General features: G+C 70.8%; 20 protein-coding genes. 4 read left to right on the top strand and 16 right to left on the bottom strand.

All coding sequences use genetic code 11. The features are described 5' to 3' along the window. Genes E6G06_17370 through E6G06_17360 form a run of 3 tightly spaced genes read right to left on the bottom strand, consistent with a single transcriptional unit; the run spans position 1 to position 2,248 of the window. Positions 1-264, bottom strand: coding sequence for a DUF2516 family protein (locus tag E6G06_17370; protein TML87672.1), 264 nt, complete (start codon positions 262-264; stop codon positions 1-3). Then, positions 261-1,079, bottom strand: coding sequence for an alpha/beta hydrolase (locus tag E6G06_17365; GenBank protein TML87671.1), 819 nt, complete (start codon positions 1,077-1,079; stop codon positions 261-263). The genes E6G06_17370 and E6G06_17365 overlap by 4 nt, the downstream gene beginning before the upstream one ends. Next, on the bottom strand, positions 1,079-2,248 hold the full coding sequence (locus tag E6G06_17360) for an LLM class flavin-dependent oxidoreductase (protein ID TML87670.1): 1,170 nt from the start codon (positions 2,246-2,248) through the stop codon (positions 1,079-1,081). Before E6G06_17360 ends, E6G06_17365 begins: the two co-directional genes overlap by 1 nt. 129 nt (positions 2,249-2,377) lie before the next feature. Here E6G06_17360 and E6G06_17355 point away from each other — a divergent pair, with 129 nt between their 5' ends. Next, a complete protein-coding gene (locus tag E6G06_17355) occupies positions 2,378-3,337 on the top strand; it encodes a murein L,D-transpeptidase (GenBank protein ID TML87669.1) in 960 nt (319 codons plus the stop codon). Between the two features lie 9 nt (positions 3,338-3,346). Here the strand turns inward: E6G06_17355 and sufC are convergent, their stop codons facing one another. The 5 genes from sufC to E6G06_17330 form a co-directional block, all read right to left on the bottom strand. Continuing rightward, positions 3,347-4,150 carry a Fe-S cluster assembly ATPase SufC gene (gene sufC / locus E6G06_17350; GenBank protein ID TML87668.1) on the bottom strand — a complete coding sequence of 268 codons (804 nt, stop codon included), beginning with the start codon at positions 4,148-4,150 and terminating at the stop codon, positions 3,347-3,349. Next, positions 4,147-4,455, bottom strand: coding sequence for a non-heme iron oxygenase ferredoxin subunit (locus E6G06_17345; protein TML87715.1), 309 nt, complete (start codon positions 4,453-4,455; stop codon positions 4,147-4,149). The genes sufC and E6G06_17345 overlap by 4 nt, the downstream gene beginning before the upstream one ends. A gap of 106 nt (positions 4,456-4,561) precedes the next feature. After that, positions 4,562-5,836, bottom strand: a complete 1,275-nt coding sequence (gene sufD / locus E6G06_17340) for a Fe-S cluster assembly protein SufD (GenBank protein TML87667.1) — start codon at positions 5,834-5,836, stop codon at positions 4,562-4,564. After that, positions 5,811-6,053: a PhzF family phenazine biosynthesis protein gene (locus tag E6G06_17335; GenBank protein TML87666.1), complete on the bottom strand. Its 243-nt coding sequence runs from the start codon at positions 6,051-6,053 to the stop codon at positions 5,811-5,813. The genes sufD and E6G06_17335 overlap by 26 nt, the downstream gene beginning before the upstream one ends. Positions 6,054-6,057: 4 nt before the next feature. Further along, on the bottom strand, positions 6,058-6,933 hold the full coding sequence (locus E6G06_17330; protein ID TML87665.1) for a hypothetical protein: 876 nt from the start codon (positions 6,931-6,933) through the stop codon (positions 6,058-6,060). Here E6G06_17330 and E6G06_17325 point away from each other — a divergent pair. Then, on the top strand, positions 6,876-8,453 hold the full coding sequence (locus E6G06_17325; GenBank protein ID TML87664.1) for a VCBS repeat-containing protein: 1,578 nt from the start codon (positions 6,876-6,878) through the stop codon (positions 8,451-8,453). The genes E6G06_17330 and E6G06_17325 overlap by 58 nt on opposite strands. A 71-nt stretch (positions 8,454-8,524) precedes the next feature. Next, the gene (locus tag E6G06_17320; GenBank protein ID TML87663.1) at positions 8,525-9,349 is read left to right on the top strand and encodes a crotonase/enoyl-CoA hydratase family protein; all 825 of its coding nucleotides are present in this window, start codon (positions 8,525-8,527) and stop codon (positions 9,347-9,349) included. Positions 9,350-9,374: 25 nt separating this feature from the next. Here E6G06_17320 and E6G06_17315 read toward each other — a convergent pair whose 3' ends face one another. The 8 genes from E6G06_17315 to E6G06_17280 all read right to left on the bottom strand — a co-directional run bounded on the left by E6G06_17315 (position 9,375) and on the right by E6G06_17280 (position 18,428). Continuing rightward, positions 9,375-9,926 carry a TIGR03086 family protein gene (locus tag E6G06_17315; GenBank protein ID TML87662.1) on the bottom strand — a complete coding sequence of 184 codons (552 nt, stop codon included), beginning with the start codon at positions 9,924-9,926 and terminating at the stop codon, positions 9,375-9,377. Between the two features lie 57 nt (positions 9,927-9,983). Further along, the gene (sufB, locus tag E6G06_17310; GenBank protein TML87661.1) at positions 9,984-11,384 is read right to left on the bottom strand and encodes a Fe-S cluster assembly protein SufB; all 1,401 of its coding nucleotides are present in this window, start codon (positions 11,382-11,384) and stop codon (positions 9,984-9,986) included. A 117-nt stretch (positions 11,385-11,501) separates the two neighbouring features. Then, positions 11,502-12,854: a glycosyltransferase family 2 protein gene (locus tag E6G06_17305; GenBank protein ID TML87660.1), complete on the bottom strand. Its 1,353-nt coding sequence runs from the start codon at positions 12,852-12,854 to the stop codon at positions 11,502-11,504. Further along, positions 12,419-13,540: an NAD-dependent epimerase/dehydratase family protein gene (locus E6G06_17300; protein TML87659.1), complete on the bottom strand. Its 1,122-nt coding sequence runs from the start codon at positions 13,538-13,540 to the stop codon at positions 12,419-12,421. The genes E6G06_17305 and E6G06_17300 overlap by 436 nt, the downstream gene beginning before the upstream one ends. A 63-nt stretch (positions 13,541-13,603) precedes the next feature. Further along, a complete protein-coding gene (locus E6G06_17295) occupies positions 13,604-14,002 on the bottom strand; it encodes a VOC family protein (GenBank protein TML87658.1) in 399 nt (132 codons plus the stop codon). An 18-nt stretch (positions 14,003-14,020) separates the two neighbouring features. After that, on the bottom strand, positions 14,021-15,817 hold the full coding sequence (locus tag E6G06_17290) for an ABC transporter ATP-binding protein (protein ID TML87657.1): 1,797 nt from the start codon (positions 15,815-15,817) through the stop codon (positions 14,021-14,023). Further along, complete coding sequence (locus E6G06_17285; protein ID TML87656.1) at positions 15,814-17,649, bottom strand: ABC transporter ATP-binding protein; 1,836 nt, start codon at positions 17,647-17,649, stop codon at positions 15,814-15,816. The genes E6G06_17290 and E6G06_17285 overlap by 4 nt, the downstream gene beginning before the upstream one ends. Before the next feature lie 38 nt (positions 17,650-17,687). Then, positions 17,688-18,428, bottom strand: coding sequence for a gamma-glutamyl-gamma-aminobutyrate hydrolase family protein (locus E6G06_17280; GenBank protein TML87655.1), 741 nt, complete (start codon positions 18,426-18,428; stop codon positions 17,688-17,690). A gap of 84 nt (positions 18,429-18,512) precedes the next feature. Between E6G06_17280 and E6G06_17275 the strand changes: the two genes are divergently transcribed. Next, positions 18,513-20,885 carry a hypothetical protein gene (locus tag E6G06_17275; protein ID TML87654.1) on the top strand — a complete coding sequence of 791 codons (2,373 nt, stop codon included), beginning with the start codon at positions 18,513-18,515 and terminating at the stop codon, positions 20,883-20,885. The last annotated feature ends 230 nt before the right edge of the window (positions 20,886-21,115 follow it).

The following is a 21,115-nucleotide window of genomic DNA, read 5'->3' as shown; positions in this document are numbered from 1 at the left end:
CTAAGCGACCGTGCCGCCGAAGTCCTGCGCCTGCTTGACCTTGGGGCGGATGGCGAAGAGGTACACGACGGCGAGGATCCAGCCGAAGCAGACGAGCATCCCGACCGCCTGGAGCACGATCCAGAGCGTCTTGTTCTGCTCGGCACGCGCCCAGGCCGAATCGGGACGGCCCGCGGCGTCGATGATGCCCCAGATCGGGAACACGAGCGCGAGCGGGATGATGAGGAGGGTGAACAGGAGGAGCTCGGTCGGGCCCAGGTTCATGCGAGGAACTCCCGCACCAACCGCGCCAGTTCGGCCGGCTTCTCCAACGTCAACATGTGGCCCGCGCCCTCGACGTCGACGATGCGCGCTTCGGGGATGGCCGCGGCGTAGGCCTCGGCGTGTGCCCGCGCGATGAGCTCGTCACCCGAGCCGTGCACGATCAGCGTGGGCGAGGAGATGCGGCGGAGCCGCCTTGCCAGCTTCGGGTTGTGCAGATAGGGGTCCCACGCCAGCTTTGCGGTGGCGCTCATCGACTTCACCATCGGCAGCAACAGCTCGAGGGGGATCTCCGACATCGACGCCGGGTCGTCGTAGCGCTCGGCCAGCGCGTGCATCATCTGCGCGACGGGATGGGACTGGTCGACGAACATGATCGCGGCCAGTTCGGCAGGGGGCTTGCCGAAGATGTCGGTGACCGGCGCGTCGGGCAGGTACAGCCCGGCCGGGTTGACCAGCACGAGCCGGCGCACCCGCTCGGGATAGCGGGTCGCCACCTCGGCGGCCATCCAGCCTCCGAGCGACAGGCCCACGAACGGCACCGCGTCGAGGCCGAGCTGGTCGAGCAGGTCGAGCACGTGGAAGACCGCGTCCTCCATGTCGTCGATCGCGCCGATGCCTTCCGACTCACCGAAGCCCGGGAACACCGGTGCCACGACGTCGTTGGTGCCGGCCAGCTCCTCGAGGAACGCGAGACCCGGGCCCTCGCCCATCGCCGAGTGCAGGTAGACGACCGGCGGGCCCGTGCCCGCCCGCCACACCTGCACCTTGCCGACCGCAGTGTCGATTCGCTCCTCACTGAGCCCCACCGACGACATCACGCGACCCCCAGCGCCGGCTTCGCGGCCATGTTGCCCTCTGGGAACTCCTTGCGCAGGCGCGGCATGACCTCACGGGCGAACAGCTCGAGGTTGCGGCGGGTGAGATCGAGCGGGAGCGTGCCGAGCTGGAACAGCCCGAGCAGGTTGCCCGTGCCCAGCCGGCCGAGGTTCTCGGTCAGCAGCTCGGTGACCGTGTCGGGCGAGCCCACGATGGCGTACTGACCCTCGACCACCTGGTCCCAGCTGTCGAGGTTGAGCGCGAAGGTGCCCGCGCCCTTCATGATGCTCTCGAGCGAGCGCACCGACGTGTAGCCCGGCGGCTGGATGTTGATGCCGGGCAGCAGTCGCTTCACGAAGTAGAAGAAGTGGTCCTCGTACTGCCTCCGCGCCTCCTCGTCGGTGTCGGCCACGAAGATGGGAACGAGCCAGCCTGCCTGCATGGGATCGGCTTCGTAGCCCTCGCGCTCGCACGCCTCGCGGAACAGCTTGAACGTGCGCTCGAACACGGAGATGTGGAAGTAGGGGATGCCCATGTACGCGTAGTGGTGCCGGGCGACGAACTCCATCGTCTCGAGCGATCCGACACCGGGGATCCATACCTCGGGGTGAGGCTGCTGCATCGGACGCGGCCACGTGTTCACGTAGCGGATGCGGAAGTGCTTGCCGATGAACTCGAAGGGGCCGGGCTCGGTCCATGCCCGCATGATCAGGTCGTGGGCCTCGGCGAAGCGCTCGCGGGCGTGGGCGGGGTTGATGGAGAACGAGTAGTACTCGGGCCCGCCGCCGACGACGAAGCCGGCGATGAGACGCCCACCACTGATGCAGTCGATCATGGCGAACTCCTCCGCCACGCGCGTCGGCGGGTCGTACAGGGGCAGGGCGTTCCCGACGACCGCGATCTTCACGCGCTTCGTCTGGCGGGCGAGGATCGACGCCATCAGGTTGGGCGACGGCATGAGCCCGTAGGCGTTCTGATGGTGCTCGTTGATGCAGACGCCGTCGAGGCCGAGCTCCTCCGCATAGATCAGCTCGTCGAGGTAGCGGTTGTAGACCTCGTGACCGACCTGGGCGTCGAAGAGGGAGTTGGGGCACGTCACCCAGGCGGGCCCGTCGTAGTCGGAGGGCAGCGCCGGATAGGGCATGAGGTGGAAGCTGAAGATGCGCACGGATCCCCCCTTGGCGGTGCCCGGGACGGCGCGGTCATGCTAACTGGACCGCGCGGTCAAGATCCCTTCCGCCTGACTCGACCCCCAGGGCCGACTCGTTCATACTGTTCCGTTCCCCTGGAGGCACGCTTGTCGCAGACAACCCGAGACAATCGCCGGCTGGCGGCCGCGCTGCTGACGGCCCCGCTGCTGGTCGCGATGGCCGCGGGCGCGTGCTCGGGCGGCGGGAAGGCGACCACGGAGGCGAGAGGAACGCGTCGCCCCCGCGCGGCCACGACAACGACGGCGGCGCCCACGACCACGACCACGCTGGCCCCGACCACGACGACGGCGCCCGCACCCAAGCGGGTGGCCAAGCCGCTGCCCGGGCTCGGGCCCGGCGCGCGTGGTCAGGTCGTGCTCGACCTCGAGAAGCGACTCGACGCCATGCACTATGACGTGGGCGCGGTCGACGGTGTGTTCGACAGCAACACGACCAACGGCGTGATCGCATTCCAGAAAGTGAACGGAATGGCCCGCACCGGCCGGGCCACCGACGACGTGCTTCTGAAGTCCCTCACGTCCGGCCCTCCGGGCCCGCTCGTTCCCGGTGGTGGCGCCACCCGCGTCGAGGTCGACATCCCTCGCCAGGTGCTGTTCCTCTACCAGGGCAACGCGCTCTACAAGATCCTCCCGGTGTCCACCGGGAACGGCGCCCGCTTCTGTGTGGATGGGCGCTGCACGCGTGCGGTGACGCCGGGCGGCTCGTTCCGCGTGACCCGGCGGGTGACGGGGTGGGACAGCGGCCCGCTCGGCCGGCTCCACAACCCCCTGTACTTCAACGGCGGCATCGCCATCCACGGCGCCCCGTCGGTGCCCACGTATCCGGCGTCGCACGGTTGCGTCCGCATCCCGATGTCCGCATCGCCGTGGATGCCGTCGAAGGTGCCCAACGGGACCCCGGTCTACGTGCAGGGCGGGCCGAACGCGCCGGCGCCGTTCACCGAGCCGGTGCCGCCGACCGCCCCGCCGCCGCCTCCTGCTCCACCCCCCACCGCGCCGCCGACGACCACCACGTCGACCAGCACCACCACGACGACCACGCCGTAGCGGTGCCGATCAGGCCAGCGGGTCGGCGAACGGGTCCTCCGCGGTCGTCCCCGCGGACGCGGCGCGGTCGGTCTCGGCGTCGGTGTCGTCCTCGTAGCCCTCGTAGCCCGTGTGCTCGAGCTCGTCGGCCAGCTCGGGCCCGCCCGTGGCGAGGATGCGCCCGCCGCGCAGCACGTGCACCACGTCGGGCTTCAGCTCGCCGAGGATGCGGCGGTAGTGGGTGATCGCGAGCACCCCCAGGTCGATTTCCTTGGTAGCGGCCTCGACCCGGCGGGCGACGGCCCGCAGCGCGTCGATGTCGAGGCCCGAGTCGATCTCGTCGAGGATGGCGATCTTCGGGCGCAGCACGCCCAGCTGCAGCGTCTCGTTGCGCTTGCGCTCGCCACCGGAGAGGTCGACGTTGAGCGGCCGGGACAGGAACTGGCTGTCGAACCCGATCCTGTCCGCTTCCGTGCGGAGGAGCTCGCGTGCTTCACCCGCGTCGCGACCCAGCGTGCGGAGCGCCTCCGACATCGCCTCTTCGAGCGACACACCGGGCACCTCGGTGGGGTACTGCATGGCGAGGAACAGGCCGGCGCGCGCTCGCTGCCACGCCGGCAGGCCGAGCAGGTCGAGGCCGTCGAGCGTGACGGAGCCGCCGAGGACGTCGTAGCCGGGTCGACCCATGAGCACATGGGCGAGCGTCGACTTGCCCGAGCCGTTCGGGCCCATCACCGCGTGCACCTCGCCGCTGCGCACCTCGAGGTCGATGCCCCGCAGGATCTCGCGACCCTCGACGCCGGCGCGCAGCCCCTCGATGCGCAGCGTGCTCATGAGATCTTCACCAGGACGTCGTCGCCTTCGACGATCACCTCGTACACCGGCACGGGTCGGGTGGCCGGGAGCGACTGCGGCTCGCCGTCGACGAGTGAGAACGTGCTCCCGTGCTTCCAGCACTCGATCTCGCGCTCCTCGACCCACACCTCGCCGTCCGCGAGCGAGAAGTCGGCGTGGCTGCAACGATCGCCGATGGCGTAGAAGTCGTCGCCGATGCGCACCAGGCAGATGCGGTGACGGCCGACCTCGAAGCGCCGGGCCTCGCCCGGCGGGACCTCGTCGACCCGGCACAGCCGCTCCAGCTGACTCACCGGTGCACCGTCCTCGTTCCTCGGACGGTGCACCGATCTGTCACATGGGAGCTGCGCGCCTCCGCTGCGCTCGGCTTCTGAACGGCGCGGTGCTCGCTCAATGTCCCGCCATCAGCTTCGCCATGACCGCGGCGCGCAGTGGGCCCGCCAGCGCGGGGACGGGCAGCCGGTCGAGCACCTCGCCGAAGAAGCCGAGCACGATCAGCCGCTCGGCCACCTCGGGCTCGATGCCCCGGCTCTCCAGGTAGAAGCGCTGCTCCTCGTCGATCGGCCCGACCGCGGAGGCGTGGCTGCAACGTACGTCGTTGGCTTCGATCTCCAGGTTGGGCACCGACTCCACGTGGGCACCCTCCGACAGCACCAGGTTGCGGTTGGTCTGGAAGGCGTTGGTTCCCGCGGCCTCCTTGCGCACCCGGATGAGCCCCGAGTACACCGACTTGGCATTGTCGCGAACTGCGCCCTTGAACAGGAGGTCGCTGGTCGTGGCCGGCGCCACGTGATCCTGCATGGTGCGGAAGTCGTGCATGCTCTCGCCGTCACCGAAGTACACCGCGAGCAGGTTGCTCGTCGCGCCCTTGCCCGAGACGGCGGAGTCGGTGCGCACGCGTGCGTAGTCGCCCCCGAGTGCCACCGACGATGAGTCCAGCGTGGCGTCGCGACCGACCCGGCTCGCCTGGTACGCGATCTGCCACACCTGCCGGCCGAGCTGTTGCACGTTGAGGTAGTGGAGGCGCCCGGCGTCGTCGACGTCGAGCTCGACCACCGGAACGGTCAGCGCCGCGACGTCGGTCGACGTGTGGTATTCGACGACCGTGACGTCGGCATCGGCGCCCGTGTGGACGATGGTGCGGGGGAAGACGGCGATGCCCGCGGCGTCGATCCAATGGAGCACCGCGATCGGCTTGTCGACGTTGACTCCCGCGGGGACGTGCACGAGGACCGGCGCCTCGACGAACGCGCTGTTCAGCAGGGTGAAGTAGTCGACGTCGTACGGCGCGACGGTGCCGAGCAGCTCCGCGTGGTCAGCGTCGAGCGAGCCGAGCACGACACCGCGCCGGGCGAGCGGCTCGTCCAGCGCGACGTGGGCGACCCGGCCGTTGCGCAGCACGACGAGACCGGCCCGTTCGCCGGCCACCGCCAGCACCCGCTCGAGCGGCTCCGGCACGGTCGGGTCGGTGACGACGTCGGGACCGGGCGGCGCGTACGCGTCGACGTCGAGCTCGCCGATGCGGCTGTAGCGCCAGACCTCCTCGGCGTCGGTGGGCAGCGCGGCGCCGGCGACGCGCTCGGCCGCGACGGCGCGCCTCGCGCGCAGCCACGCGGGACCGGGCACGTCGGCAGAGGATTCAGGGGTGAACACGGGAGGGGACACGGGAACCGCTCAGCTTAGTGAGGCGTCTGGAACAACTACGGCGGCGCCTCCTCACACGACCGCCCTCGCCCGTCACGGTGGGGAAGGTCGTCTCGCTCAGGTTCACCTCGCGCGCGATCGCGGCCATCTGCCGCTCGGGGCAGGCGTCGACCACGACGCAGAGCGCGTTGCCCGACAGAGGACGATCGGTGAAGACGTCGACGATGCAGTAGCGCATCGGATCAACCGAGGAGCGCGACGTGGACGTCGGCGAGCGACTCGAACGGCTCGTACGCCACGTCGGCCAGCTCGCACCACTCGGCCAGGCCGTGGCCCTGCTCGGGCCGCCCGCCCGGGCCCACCTTGGCGAACAACCGGTCGGCGAGCAGCGCAGCCTTGCGGTCACTCACCCCGTCGCCGACGAACACGGCGCGGCGGCCGCGACGGCGGGCATCCTTGATCGGCGCCTGCTTGCACGTCCCACAGGTGGAGCACGGGCAGCACCGGTCGGCATGGGGGAACACGAGCGCGCCAGTTGCGAAGTCGACCGCGTTGGTCAGCACCTCGACGCCGAACGGGGCGAGCGCCTCCTCCACGTGGAAGCCGAACCCGTCCGACACGACCATGACCTCGGCGCCACCGGCACGCAGGCCTTCGACGAGCGGGCCCAGACCCGGGTCGAGAGGCACCTCACGGGCGACCGCGCGCAGCGCGTCCTCGTCGACGGGGAGCATGGCCCACTGTCGGGAGAGCGCCTCCCGGCTCCCGATGGTGCCGCTCGCGTACTCGTCGTCGACCGCCCGCCAGTCGTCGTTCGTCAGTCGATCGAGCAGGTGCACGCCGGTGTCGGCCGCGGTGATCGTGCCGTCGAAGTCGAGAAACACCGAGACCGCGCTGAGGTCCACAACCGTCACGCCGATCAGTGTGCCCGATCGATGCGGACAACGGCGTTGCCGTGCGCGCCGCGGTCGCCTCAAGCATTTTCGCGTTTCATCCGAAGGAGAGTGCAAGTTGGCAAGGCGGTCGCTGGGGGAGGCGGAGGCCCTCAGAGGAGGCGTAGATGTTCGGGGTGGGTCATGAGCGGCTGGCGAGGAGCCGCGTCGTCGTTGCCGGAGCAGTCACGGGGATCGTGGTGCTCGTGCCGTTGCCGGTCCACGCCGGGACTCCCCTCTACCACGCGGCCGTGCAGTACGCCGCCGGCTCGCAGCCCCGATCGGTCGTCACGGTCGATGTGAACGGCGACGGCCGGCTCGACGTGGTCTCGGCGAATGCCGGTGACGGCAGCGTGTCCGTGTTCACGGGCACCGGCGACGGCACCCTCGTCCCCGCGACGTCGATCGCAGTCGGTGGTTCGCCGACGACCGTGTCGGTCGGCGACTTCAACCACGACAACGATCCCGACCTCGCGATCACCGCCTTCGCCACCCCCCCGGCCGCCCCCGCAGTGTCGGTGCTCCTCGGTGCGGCCGGCGCGGCCTTCAACCCGCCCGTCACCTATCCGCTCGCGCTGGACGCGCTCGGCGGCGCCGTGGCCGACGTGGATGGCGACGGCAACCTCGACATCGTCGCCGTCGATCCCTTCGGGGTCTCGGTGCTCCTCGGCGCGGCCGACGGCTCCTTCGGCGCGGCCGTGCGTCAACCGGTGGGGACCTTCCTGTCCAGCGTGTCGATCGGTGACGTCAACGGAGACCACGACCCCGACCTCGTCCTCGGTCAGTTCGCAGGTCAGGTGCTGGTGCTGCTCGGCGGCCCGGGTGCCACCTTCGGCGCTCCCGCGGGCTTCGACGGTGGCGTGACTCCCGACTCCGTCGCGATCGGCGACGTGAACGGCGACGGGCACCTCGACCTCGCGGTGGCCGACTTCAGCGCACCCGGGGTCGCAGTGCTCCTCGGTACCGGCGACGGGACCTTCGCGCCCGCCACGAGCTACGCCACCGGCGTGGTCAACGGGATGGCGACCCACGTCGCCATCGCCCGGCTCGACGGCGACGCGCGTCCTGACATCGTCGTGACGAACAGCGGTACGCACGACGTGTCGGTGCTGCTCAACGAGGGCGGCGGCACCTTCGGTCCCGCGACCCAGTACGCAGCCGGCACCGGCCCGTTCGCGGCAGCAGTCGGCGATCTCGACGGCAACGGTGCGAGCGACCTCGTCGTCGCCAACTCGGGCTCGGCGGACGTGTCGGTCCTGCTCGGCGTCACCCCGAACCTGCCGCCGGACTGCGGCGCGGTGACCGCCGCGCCGAACCAGTTGTGGCCCCCGAACCACACGATGCGCCCGGTGCTGGTGAGCGGGGCCGGCGACCCCGACGGCGACGTCGTCGTGACGACCGTCACCGGCGTCACCCAGGACGAGCCGGTTCTGAGCGTCGACGACCCCGAGATCGCGCCGGATGCGCAGCTCGGGACCCATCCCGGTGAGGTGCTGCTCCGCGCCGAGCGCAGCTCGTCGGGCGACGGACGGGTGTATCGAATCGCTGTCACCGCGACCGACGTCCATGGCGCCGCCTGTTCGCGCGTCGTCACCGTCGGAGTGCCGCTCGGCTCACGCTCCACCGCGGTCGACTCGGGAGCGAGCTACGACTCTCTGAACCCGGGGCAACCACCGGCCGCGTGGCGCGTCGGCGGTCGCCACTGAGGCTGAACCGCGCGGCCCCGGGCTCCGCTCGACACATGGGCGGGCCGCCGTCGGGGGCATAGCATCACCGCATGACCGCGACATCGAGCGTCCTGACCATCGAGCGCGACGGCCACGTCGCGACGCTGTGGCTCGACAACCCCGATCGGCGCAACGCCTTGGGGCCGGCGTTCTGGGACGACCTGCCGGTGATGATGGCCGAGCTGGCCGACGACGACGAGATCCGGGTCGTGGTGATCGCGGCGCGTGGCCCGTGCTTCACGGTCGGCCTCGATCTCAAGAGCATGGGGGGCTCCGTGGCCGGCGGTGGTCAGGGCCGGTCCGACGCCGGCCGGCGCACGGCGATGCTGCGCGAGCTCAGGCGCCTGCAAGGCTCGATCAACGCGGTGGCCGACTGTCCCAAGCCCGTCCTTGCCGCGGTGCACGGCTACTGCATCGGAGGCGGCATCGACCTCATCACCGCGTGCGACATCCGGTTGGCGTCCGCGGATGCCATCTTCTCGGTGCGCGAGACCAAGATCGCCATCGTCGCCGACCTCGGCACGCTGCAACGCCTGCCGGGCATCGTGGGCCGGGGCCACGTGGCCGAGCTGGCGCTGTCGGGCAAGGACATCACGGCCGACCGGGCGCGCGACATCGCCCTCGTGAACGACGTCCTGCCCGATCACGACGCGCTCCTCAAGGCCACCTACGAGCTGGCGGCGGAGATCGCGGGCAACTCCCCGCTCGTCGTGCAGGGCACGAAGGCCGTCCTGCGCGCGGGCGAGGGCCACTCTGTCGCCGAGGGTCTCGACTACGTCGGCATCTGGAACGCGGCCTTCCTCCAGTCCAACGACCTGGTGGAGGCCATGACCGCGTTCGCCGAGAAGCGAGCGCCGCATTTCACCGGCGACTGAGCCGCCACCGGTTGCTCCTCGATCCCTACGGCATGCGCCCCATGAACGCGATGAACTTGTCCTGCGCGGACGCGTCGTCGGCCACCGTCACCGCCGGACCGCACACGCCCGGCATGCGGAGCATTTGGTCCATCGGCGCGACCGTCTCGGCGCACTCCTTCACCAGGTCCGCGGGGAGCGTCGTGTCCTGCCCCGTCGCCTTGGCGACGTCCCACGCGTGCGTGAGGTGCTCCATGAAAGCGATCGCAGCCATCGTCGATCCTGGCAGCGATCCGAACGGCATCTCCCAGTTCCGGTCCAGCACACCGTTGCCGCGCAGTGCAGTGAGCAGCGCGGCACGGCGCTCGTCGTAGACCGCGCCGGCGTCCGGCCCGAGCTGGTCTCCTTGCGGCGGGCCTGGCTTTCCACCCTCGGCAGCCACCCTCAGCATGTCGAGGCCGCCAACGAGATGGTTGAGCAACGCCCGCACGTCGAACTCGGCGCAGGGCGTCGGCTTGGACAGATCGTCGGGCGCAACCCCCTTGACCTTCCCGGCGGCGAAGCCTGTCGCGCGCTCGACACGTTCGATCGGATCCATGTCTCGCTTCCTTTCAGCGTTGTCGTGAGCATGCGCGCGCAACGCTAGGCGAAGCGGCTAGCCGACCGAGCCCTCCATGTTGAGCTCGATCAGCCGGCTCCACTCAACCGCGTACTCCATGGGCAGGGTGCGCGTGACGGGCTCGATGAAGCCGTTGACGATCATGCTCATGGCCTGCGTCTCAGAGAGGCCGCGGCTCATGAGGTAGAAGAGCTGGTCCTCGCCGACCTTCGAGACGGTGGCCTCGTGGCCGATGCGCGCGTCCTGCTCGTTGATCTCCATGTAGGGATAGGTGTCGGAGCGGCTCGCCTCGTCGAGGATGAGCGCGTCGCAGCGCACGTGGCTCTTGGCGTTGGTCGCGCCTTCCTCCACTCGCACGAGGCCGCGGTACGACGTGCGCCCGCCGTCCTTCGAGATCGACTTCGACACGATGGTGGAGCTGGTCTCCGGGGCGGCGTGCACCATCTTGGCCCCCGCGTCCTGGTGCATCCCGGGACCCGCGTACGCGACCGACAGCACCTCGCCGGTGGCCTTGGGCCCCATGAGATAGACGGCCGGATACTTCATCGTGAGCCGCGAGCCGATGTTGCCGTCGATCCACTCGACGTGGGCCTCGGCCTCGGCGCGGGCGCGCTTCGTGACCAGGTTGTAGACGTTGTTCGACCAGTTCTGGATCGTCGTGTAGGTGATGCGCGCGCCGGGCTTGGCGATGAGCTCCACCACGGCCGAGTGCAGGGAGTCGGTGCTGTAGACGGGGGCCGAGCAGCCCTCGATGTAGTGCACCTGCGAGCCCTCGTCGGCGATGATCAGGGTGCGCTCGAACTGGCCCATGTTCTCCGCGTTGATGCGGAAGTAGGCCTGGAGCGGCATCTCGACCTTCACACCCGGCGGCACGTAGATGAAGCTGCCACCCGACCAGACGGCCGAGTTGAGCGCGGCGAACTTGTTGTCGTTGGGCGGGATGATCGTGCCGAAGTATTGCTTGACGATCTCGGGGTGCTCGCGCAGCGCGGTGTCCATGTCCGCGAACAGGACCCCCTGGGCCTCGAGGTCCTCCCGGTTCTTGTGGTAGACGACCTCGCTCTCGTACTGCGCGGTGACTCCGGCGAGGTACTTGCGCTCCGCCTCGGGGATGCCCAGCTTCTCGTAGGTGTTCTTGACCGACTCGGGGAGCTCGTCCCACGCGTCGACCTGACCCTCGGTGGGCTTGATGTAGTAGTAGATGTCGCTGAAGTCGATGTTCGGCATGTTCACCGCGAACCACGGCGCCATCGGCTTCCGCTCGAAGTTCTTGAGGGCGCGCAGGCGGAACTGGCGCATCCAGTCGGGCTCGCCCTTCATCTCCGACATCTCGTTGACGATCTCGACGTTGATGCCCTTCTTGGGCTTGAAGACGTAGTCCTCGACGTCGCTCCAGCCCAGCTTGTAACGGCCGAGATCGAGATCGGTGGACGCCATCAGGCAATCAGCTCCTGCTACAGGGGGTTCGGGTGGGTCGGGGGAATTTCCCCTACGCAGATAGTAACAACTACCGGTTGCAAACACCCGGGGGACACGAAGGCTTCCCGGGACGGCTCAGGAATCGACGTCGCCGAGCCCGGGGAGGCGCCGTGGCGGCGGCCCCCACCGGCCCCGCAGGAAATCGGCCACGCCCCACGCCCGCGCCAGCACCTCGGCCCGAGCCGACCTGCGGGTCTCGGCGGGCGCGGTTCGCCGGGCGCCCGCCTGAGCGAGGCGCACGAGCAGCCTGACCTGGCCGTAGATGCCGGCGGCGACACCGCGGGCCCCTCCCACCCGGCGCCGGTAGTCGAGGCCGTTCCGGGTCATCAGGTAGGCGTAGGCACCGGGGCGCTCCCGCTTGCCCGGCGCCTGGAAGGCGACGGCGTCGCGCACGGTGCCCACCCGCCAGCCCCATTGGGTGCCCCGCAGGGCCAGGTCGGAGTCCTCGCAGTAGATGAAGAAGCGCTCCTCGAAGAGCCCGACCTGCTCGAGCATGCGCCGGTTGAGCAGCAGGGCGGCGCCGTCGGCCCAGTCGCACTCACCGATGCCCGGGGGACCGGCGCGGCCCGGGTGCTTGAGGTGGCGCAACCGTCCTCCGGGCTCGACCACTCCCCCGTAGGAGAAGGGCTCACCCGGCCGGTGGAAGAGCTCGGGCGCCAGTATCCCGAACGTCGGTGCGCCCGCCGCCGCCGTCTCCAGCCGCGAGATCGTGCCCTCCGCGAGTCGGACGTCGTGGGTCAGCACCAGCACGTGCGATGCGTCGTGCGCGAGCAGGTGCTTGATGCCGACGTTCATGCCTGCGCTGTAACCGAGGTTCCGACCCGGGTGGATGGCGTGGACGCCGGCATGCGCGCACCCGTTCGCCGTCGCGCCGTTGTGCACCAGCACGACCGCGTCGGCGGTGACGCCCTGTGCCGCGAGCTGCGTGACGAGCTCGGCCGACGGCGCGCCGTCGCCATGGGTGAGGACGACGACGCCGAGCTCCACCTGCGTCAGCGCACCAACCCCCGGTCGGCGAGCTCCGAGGTGGCACGGGCCACGTCGTCGACGGCGTGCTGCTCGCGGGCCCAGTCGACGAGGTCGGCGAGGCCGTCGGCCACGGCCAGGCCGGGGGTGAAGCCCAGGCCGTCGCGGGCGAGCGAGATGTCGGCGATGCAGTGGCGGATGTCGCCCTCGCGGTACTGCCCCACCAGCTCGGGCTCGAGGTCGACCCCGAGCAGCTTGGCGAGGAGCTGGGCGAGCTCGAGGATCGACGTGGGCTCGCCCGTGCCGATGTTGACCGCCTGGTAGTCCAGCGTGTCGTGCTCGAGCGCCAGCAGGTTGGCCCGCACGATGTCGCTCACGTGCACGAAGTCGCGGGCCTGCCGGCCGTCCTCGAAGATGAGGGGCGACTTCCCGTTGAGCAGCCGCGAGGAGAAGATCGCGCACGCGCCGGTGTAGGGATTGGAGAGCGACTGGCGGGGCCCGTACACGTTGAAGTAGCGGAGTGCGACGGACGGGATGCCATAGGCGCGTCCGACGACGAGGCAGTACTGCTCCTGGTCCTGCTTGGTGACCGCGTAGACCGACGCAGGCGCCAGCCGCTTGCTCTCGGGGGTGGGCAGGGGCGTCAGCGCGAGCCCGCACCGGGGACAGGCCGCCTCCCAGGCACGCGAGAGGAGCTGCTCGGGCGGCCGCAGCCCCGGGTCGACCTCGCCGTGCTCGGGGCACCGGTACGCACCCTCGCCGTAGATCGACATCGACGAGGCGACGATCAGCTTCTGGATATGGTCGCGGTGCGGGAGGAGGGCTTCGAGCAGCACGGCCGTACCGAGGGCGTTGGCCCGCACGTAGCGACCGATCTCGTACATCGACTGGCCGACACCGACCTCGGCCGCCTGATGGAACACCGCGTCGACACCGTCGACCGCGCGGGCCATGAGGTCGGGGTCGGTGACGTCGCCCTGCAGGAACTCGACCCCGTCGGGCAGGTACCGGGGGCCGCCCGAGTGGTGGACCTGGGGGACGAGGCGGTCGATGACGCACACGGCGTGACCTCGCTCGAGCAACGCCTCGGCGAGATGCGACCCGATGAACCCGGCGCCCCCGGTCACGAGTACGCGCAGCTTGCTCAACCCGGCTCCCCTCCCGATGGGTCGACCCGGCGCGACCGGGTCAACCGGGCAGGATACCGACCTTTACGACTCCGGCCAGCAGAACATCTCGAGTTGGATGTTGTCGGGGTCGCGGAACACGAGCACGCCGCCATAGGGGGCGTCGGTGATCGCCGAGTGCTCGACACCCAGCTCGTCGAAGCGCGCCTTCCACGCCTCGAGGGCGGCCCGGCTCTCCACCTGGAAGCCGAGGTGGTCGAGACCGGTGCGCGTCTCCTTGAAGGCCTCTCCCTCGTTGGCGTCGTGGGCATGGAGCCCGACCACCAGCTGAGTCGCGGGGTGCACCATCACGACGTACTTGTGGCCGGGCTCGTCGATCTTCATCACCTGCGTGAGCCCGAGGACCTCCGCGTACCACGGCTCGCTCACGTCGAGCTCGTTGACCGTCAGCGCGATGTGGTTGACGCCGGTGATCTCGGGCATGGGGCCGAAGGTAGTCCTTCAGGCGCGGCCCTGGCCCGCCCACGAGGCGAACAGCGCGGCGTACCGGCCCTCGCCTCGCACCAGGTCGTGGTGGGTGCCGAGCTCGACCAGACGGCCGTCGTTGACGACGGCGACGCGGTCCGCTCGCTCGGCGGTCGAGAGGCGATGGGCGATGACGACGACCGTCCGCCCCTCCATCAACACCCCCATGGCCGCCTCGACGATGGCCTCCGTGCCCGGGTCGAGGTTCGACGTCGCCTCGTCGAGCACCAGCAGCTCGGGGTTGGCCAGCGCGGCCCGGGCCAGTGACACGAGCTGGCGCTCCCCCGCGGAGAGCCGCGAGCCGCGCTCGCGCACCTCGGTGTCGAGGCCGTCGGGCAGCGCGGTGAAGCGCTCGTAGGCGCCGATCACGCGCAGGGCCCGGTCGACGTCGGCGTCGGACGCACCCACCCGGCCGACGCGCACGTTGTCGCGCACCGTCCCGCCGAACAGGAAGCCCTCCTGGGGCACCACCGCGATCCGCGCCCGCAGCGAGTCGAGGGTGGCGTGGCGCAGGTCGACCCCGCCCATGGTGATGCGGCCCTCGGTCGGGTCGTGCAGTCGCGCCACCAGCTTGGCCAAGGTGGACTTGCCCGCTCCCGTGGGGCCCACGAGGGCGAGGCGCTCGCCGGGGACGATCTCGAGGTCGACGCCGGTCAGCACCGGCACCCGGCCGTCGTAGGAGAACCCGACCCCCTCCATGGCGATGGCACCGCGCAACGGCAGGTCGACTGCATCGGGCGCCTCGCGCACGGTGGCCTCCGTGTCGAGCAGGCCGAACAGCTTCGCCAGCGCGGCGCCGGCCGACTGCAGGGTGTTGAACAGCTGGCTCAGCTGCTGGATGGGCTCGAACAGGTTGCCCAGGTAGAGCACGAAGGCGGCGACGGTCCCCACCGTCACCGAGCCGTCGTGCACCAACCACCCGCCGACGCCGACGACCGCGGCCGTGGTCGCCACGCCCGCCAGCTCGACGACGGGGAAGTAGTACGACGCGATGCGGGCGGCGTCGAGGTTGGCCTGCAGCTGAGCGCGGTTGTGCCGCGAGAAGCGCTCGTCCTCGATCTCCTCACGCGCGAACGCCTGGATCTCGCGCACGCCCGACAGGTCCTCCTGCAGGGTCGAGAGGGTCTGGCCGATCCGGTCGCGCACGATGAGATAGGCGCGGTTCGATCGGCGGCGGAAGCGCACGCTCGCAGCCAGCACGATCGGCACCGAGACCAGGCAGACGAGGGCGAGGCGGGGCGACATGCTGACGATCACCACGACCGAGCCCAGCAGCAGCAGCGCGTTCGTGACGAAGAGGACGAGGCCGAACTGCACGAGCTCGGTGAGCGCGTCGATGTCGGACGTCATGCGCGAGACGAGGCGACCGGTCTGCTCGCCGCTGAAGAAGTCGAGCGACAGCGACTGCAGATGGTCGAACACACGCACGCGCAGATCACGCAGGAAGCTCTCACCGATCCGCGCCACCATCCACACCTGCATGCGGCCCAGCACCACGGCCGCGAACGCGACACCGAGGAAGGCGAGCGCCGCCCGGTCGAGCGCGCCGCCGTCGCGGCGGCGGAGGCCGTGGTCGATGCCGTAGCGCACGAGGGCCGGGCCCGCGAGCAACGCACCGGTCGCGCCCACCATCACAATGCTCGCCAGCACCACCGAGCGGCGGTAGGGACGCAGCATGGCGGCCGTGCGACGCAGCACCCGGCGCGCGGTCTCGGCGTCGAGGCGCTCGTCGTCCTCGACGGTGATCGGCGGGGCCCCGCCGAAGCGCATCATCGCTCTGCCCCCACCCCTCCGCGCTCCGCCACGTCTCGCTCGCCCGACACGTCGTCCCGCGCGGCCTGAGCCAGCACCTCGCGGTAACGGGGGCTCGAGTCGAGCAGGCTCTCGTGCGTTCCCTCGGCGACGATGCGGCCCTCGTCGAGCAGCACCACCCGGTCGGCCAGCGCGATCGTGGCGGGCCGGTGGGCGATGACGATTGTGGTCCGCCCGCGCATCACCTCCGCGAGCGCGGCGCGGATCTCGTGCTCCTTGGTCGGGTCGACCGAGCTGGTCGCGTCGTCCAGGATGAGGACGCGAGGGTCGGCGAGGATGGCCCTCGCGATGGCGATCCGCTGGCGCTGCCCGCCCGAGAGCGAGTAGCCGTGCTCACCGATCACGGTGTCGTAGCCCTTCGGCAACGCGTCGATGAACTGGTCGGCGCCCGCCAGCGCGGCGGCGCGTCGCACCAGGGCGTCGGACGCATCGGGGTCGGCGAACGCGATGTTGCCGCGCACGGTGTCGGCGAAGAGGAACGTCTCTTCGAAGACGATGCCCACCGCTCGCCGCAACTCACGGACGCGCAGGTCGCGCAGGTCGACCCCGTCGAGCGTGATGCGCCCGGCGTCGACGTCGTAGAAGCGCGGGACGAGGCGGGCCACCGTCGTCTTGCCACACCCGGTGGGGCCGACGAGCGCGACGGCCTCTCCCGCCCGGAGGTCGAGGTTGAGATCGTGCAACACCGGCTTGCCGCCCCCGTAGTCGAAGCGCACGGCCTCGAAGCGGACGTCGCCGGGGTGGTCGCGCGCCGGCAGCGAGCGCGCCGCCGGCGCGTCGACGATGGCAGGTGCGGTCGACAGGAGCTGGTCGATGCGCTGCGACGCGGCGACCGCCCGCTGCCCCTGGGCGACGAGCATGCCGGTCATGCGCAGCGGCCACACGAGCATGAGCACGTAGGCGTTGAACGCGACCAGCTCGCCGATCGAGAGATGGCCGGCCAGCACCTGGTGGCCGCCGTACCAGAGCACCATCACGAGGCCGACGGCCGGGAGGAAGTCGAGGATCGGCAGGTAACGCGAGCGGATGCGAGCCGCGGCGAGCGACTGGTTGTAGACGTCGTCTGCTTCTTTCCGCAGCCGGCGCGCCTGCAGGGGCTCGGCCGCGAACCCCTTCACCACGCGGATGCCCGACACCGTCTCCTCCACGACGGACGACAGCTCTGCCAGCTCCTGCTGGAGCGCCAGAACCGACGGGTGGATGCGTGTGGAGAACCGCTTCGCCACCAGGTTGAGGAACGGGAGCGCACCCAGGGCGAGCAGGGCGAGACCGGCGTTGCTGAGGAGCAGCACCACCGCGACCGCGGCAACGGTCGCCGCGTTGGCGATGAACAACGGGATGAACACGAGGAAGAACTGGATCTGTTGGATGTCGCTGTTGGCGCGCGCCATGAGCTGGCCGGTCTGCGCCTGGTCGTGGAAGGCGAAGTGGAGCCGTTGGAGGTGCGCGAACAGGCGCTGTCGCAGATCGGTCTCGACGCGGGCCGCGATGCCGATCGCGAGATAGCGACGCAGGCCGGTGGACGCGCCCTGCACCGCGCCGACCGCGACCATCAGCAGCGAGTACCGCAGCAGGGCACCCCGCTCGTCGGCGATGATGCCGCGGTCGATGGCGACGCGCGCCAGCGATGGCACGCTGACCTTGGCGGCCGTCCAGATGAGGCCGAAGAGCACGCCGACCCAGATGGCGCGACGCTGCGGCCGAAGGGCTTCGCGCATGAGCCGCCAGCCCCGCCGCCGCCCGACCGCGCTGTCGTCGAACGGCGCGCGCGTGCCGGTCGGGGCGTCCTCCATGTGCCCATCTTGCTCGGGAGCCGGCGGGGGTGCTGCGGTTATCCCCGGCGCGACTCGTCGACCAGCTGCCGGAACAGGCCCTGCTGCTCGGGCCAGTCCTCCAGCAGCTCGGGGTGCCACTGCACCGCCACCACCCGCGACGTGGCCTCCAGCTCGATGGCCTCGACCGTGCCGTCCTCGGCCCAGGCCACCGGGCGCGTGCCCGGCGCCGCGTCGCGCACCGCCTGGTGGTGCAACGAGTTGACCTCGAGCTCGGTCTCGCCGAGCGCCTCGGCCAGCCGGCTCTCGGGCTCGACCTTCACCTTGTGGACGGGCTCGATGCCGCGGTCGAGCCAGTTGTGCACCTGGCCGGTGAGGGCGGGGACGTGCTGCACGAGGGAGCCGCCGAGGGCCACGTTGACGATCTGCATGCCCCGGCACGTCGCCAGGACCGGAAGGTCGCGCTCGAGGGCGAGCCCGAAGAGACGGAGGTCGAAGTCGTCGCGTGCCGGGTCGACGTTCTGCGTCTCGGGGATGGGGTTGGCGCCGTAGCGCGACGGCTGCACGTCGCCGCCGCCGGTGAGCACCAGGCCGTCGATCGCCCCGATCATCGAGTCGACATCGGTGGGATCGATCACGGGCAGCACCACGGGCACGCCCCCCGCCCGCACGACGGACTCCACGTAGAACCGCGACGCCGTGTGCAGGAGCGTGCGCCCGATCGACGTCTCGACGATCCGGGGAAAGGCGGAGATGCCGATGACGGGCTTCGCCGGGTGCGGGCCCTTGCGCTCGCTCATGCCCTCAAGCCTAGAGCCGGGCCGCTCTGGCACTACAGAGGAACGGACCTGCTGCCGATGCTCACACGCAGAGAAGGGGAAGAGGTGCGCTTCGAAGAACTGTCCCTGCGGATCCCGGGCGACGAGCTCCGGATGCGCTTCCACGAGAAGACCACGGTCCTCAGTGGCCTCGGCGCGCTCGAACGCCAGGGACTGGTCGAGAGCCTCCTGGGCGCGCTGGCGGCAGGGCCCGCCCAACAGGCCGAGCTGACCTACATCGACGCCCAGGGCCGGCGGGTCCGGATCCGCCGTGACCCCACCGGTGACGTCACCCACAGCTTCGACGACGGCAGCGTCGCTCCCGACTTCCTCGCGCTCCTCGGCGTCGACCTCGTCGGCCTGCGTGACCTGGCCCACGTGCGGGCGGGCGACCTGGGCCTGCTCACCACCGACATCGGCCTGCCCGAGCCTCCCGAGCTCGCCGAGTCGCGGGCCGCGCTGGCGGAGCTCAACGAGAAGCTGGAGTCGGCGCTCGCGGCGCGCCAGGCCGTCGAGGCCATGCGGATGGAGCTGAGCCGGATCGACGAGGGCATGCGTGAGGCCGACGAGGGCCGGGCCAAGCGGCGCTACGCGCGGCTCCTCACCGACCTCGAGCGGGTGCGCGCCGAGGCCACCGCGATGCGCACCGGCGATGCGGGTGCGGCAGCCGACAAGCGCTTCGTCGAAGCCGGGCGGCTGGCCCTACGCGTCGCCGAACGCTGGCACGCGACCAGGGACGCGCTCAAGCAGGCCACAGCAGACTTCGGCGACCGCGAGCGTCTCGACGCGCGCACCCTGGCCGAGTCGGAGTCGATGCCCGAGCACGCCCCGGCGGAGCTGGACGCGCTCGTGTCACGGCTCGAGCTGGCCGAGTCCCGCCGCAACGCGCTCGCGGCGCGACTGTCGACCCTGGCGACCTCCCGGCTCCCCGAGCCGTCCCACCCCTCGGTGGTGCGCCTGGCGCGAGGCGACCAGGAGACGGTCTGGGAGACCGCGAAGAAGGCCATCGACTCGGGTCTGCGCCTCGAGCGCGAGTCGATCAACCTCGGCGGCCTGGCCGCGGAGGGTGTCTCCCAGGCGGTGGGCGAGGAGTTGGAGGAGGCGCACGAGCAGCTCGGGGCGGCCGAGCGCCTGCTCGAGAGCCGGCAGCGCGTCGGGTACCTGACGACCGGAGGCGCCACCGCCCTCGCCGCGATCGCGCTCATCCTCTTCCCCCTTGCGGCACCGCTGGCCATCGCCGCAGGCATCGGGGGCGCCGCGTGGTCGATCCTGCGACCCCGGCGCCGGCTGGCGGTGGCGAGGGGACGGGAGGAGGAGGCGCTGAACCAGGCGGGAGTGCCCACCTACCTGTCGTTCCACATGCGCCGCATCGACGCCACCATCGACCCGGGGACCCGCGAGCGCCTCGATCTCGCCGCGCTCGAGCATCGGGTCGCGCTGGGCAGGTGGCACGAGCTGGCCGGTCCCGTCGACCCTGTCAGCGCGCTCGAGATCGAGAAGGAGGTGCGCGATTACGCGCACGCGTTGTCCTCCCTCGACGGCGCGGCGGAGGAGATCGACGCGGTGCGGCTCGAGCTGACGCAGGTGGCCGAGCCCCACGCGGAGGAGGCGCTCGCCGAGCTCATGCGCGCGTGCGAGCCCTTCGGCGTCGACGACCCGCGGGTCGCGGCCGCCATGGTGCGCCATCAGATCGAGACCGCGAGCACCGCCCGACTCCAGCTGCGGCTGGAAGCTGCGGAAAACGATGAGCGTCACCTGCGCGACGAGCTCTACGACGTCCTCAAGCAGCTGGGGTTCGAGGAGGGCGAGATCGTCGACCGCGTCGGCGGCCTCGAGCATGCGCTCGCGGCGGCGCTCGGGCGCGAGCAGGCACGCGATCGAGGGCGTGACAAGGACGTGGTGGAGCGCGAGCTGGTCGAGCTCGAGGCCCGCGTCCGCCAGGAGCGCCGCCCCGAATGGGGAGCGGCGGTCACCGCGTTCGACGGCGAGGAGCCCGACGTGGAGGCGCTGGCCCGCAGGCGCGAGAGCACGGCCCAGGCCCACGAGATGGCCGCCAAGCTCGTTCCCGACGTCGAGCTGCTCGCCGATCGTCGCAACGCGGTCGAACGTCGCGTCGCGGTGCTGGAGTCCTCCCTCGGCGAGGTGTCCTCGGCCAATCCTCTCTTCGAGACACCCGACATCGAGCAGCTGCTCCTCGCACGCGTCGTCGCGGCCCGCAACGCGGGCCCGATGGGCGAGGCGCTGCCTGTCCTCCTCGACGAGCCGTTCCTGCGCCTGCACGGCGAGAGCAAGTGGGCCATGCTCGACCTGGTCGAGCGCCTTGCTGAGAAGACGCAGATGATCTACCTCACCGACGACGTCGACGTCGTCGTGTGGGCCCGCCGACGCAGCGCCACGGGCGTGCTCGCCCTGCTCGAGCCCGTCGCCGAGATCGCCTGAGCCGAATCTCGCTGGGGGCTTGGAAATCGAACGTATGTTCGAGTAGAGTGACGTCAGCGCTTCCCCGCAACGGTGATTCCTCGCGTCCGCGGGAGAGGCGATGTCGGTGCTCGACGAGCTGCAGGCGACGGTGGCGACGCAGCGGCGCGTCCTGTCCGCGCTCGAGCCGGGCTGCCTCAACGGTCCCGACGCGCTGCGTCTGTTGGAAGTCATCACCGAGGGCGAGCGGG

This window comes from Actinomycetota bacterium (assembly GCA_005888325.1).
In the GTDB taxonomy this organism is placed as follows: Bacteria; Actinomycetota; Acidimicrobiia; order Acidimicrobiales; family AC-14; genus AC-14.
This window is presented reverse-complemented; position numbering and strand designations above follow the sequence as displayed.

Coding starts and splice junctions, on each gene's coding strand:
- E6G06_17290 (TML87657.1), bottom strand. CDS start 15,817: ATGATGCGCTTCGGCGGGGCCCCGCCGATCACCGTCGAGGACGACGAG.
- E6G06_17280 (TML87655.1), bottom strand. CDS start 18,428: ATGAGCGAGCGCAAGGGCCCGCACCCGGCGAAGCCCGTCATCGGCATC.
- E6G06_17365 (TML87671.1), bottom strand. CDS start 1,079: ATGTCGTCGGTGGGGCTCAGTGAGGAGCGAATCGACACTGCGGTCGGC.
- E6G06_17295 (TML87658.1), bottom strand. CDS start 14,002: ATGCCCGAGATCACCGGCGTCAACCACATCGCGCTGACGGTCAACGAG.
- sufC (TML87668.1), bottom strand. CDS start 4,150: ATGAGCACGCTGCGCATCGAGGGGCTGCGCGCCGGCGTCGAGGGTCGC.
- E6G06_17320 (TML87663.1), top strand. CDS start 8,525: ATGACCGCGACATCGAGCGTCCTGACCATCGAGCGCGACGGCCACGTC.
- E6G06_17370 (TML87672.1), bottom strand. CDS start 264: ATGAACCTGGGCCCGACCGAGCTCCTCCTGTTCACCCTCCTCATCATC.
- E6G06_17285 (TML87656.1), bottom strand. CDS start 17,649: ATGGAGGACGCCCCGACCGGCACGCGCGCGCCGTTCGACGACAGCGCG.
- E6G06_17335 (TML87666.1), bottom strand. CDS start 6,053: ATGCGCTACTGCATCGTCGACGTCTTCACCGATCGTCCTCTGTCGGGC.
- E6G06_17315 (TML87662.1), bottom strand. CDS start 9,926: ATGGATCCGATCGAACGTGTCGAGCGCGCGACAGGCTTCGCCGCCGGG.
- sufB (TML87661.1), bottom strand. CDS start 11,384: ATGGCGTCCACCGATCTCGATCTCGGCCGTTACAAGCTGGGCTGGAGC.
- E6G06_17325 (TML87664.1), top strand. CDS start 6,876: ATGTTCGGGGTGGGTCATGAGCGGCTGGCGAGGAGCCGCGTCGTCGTT.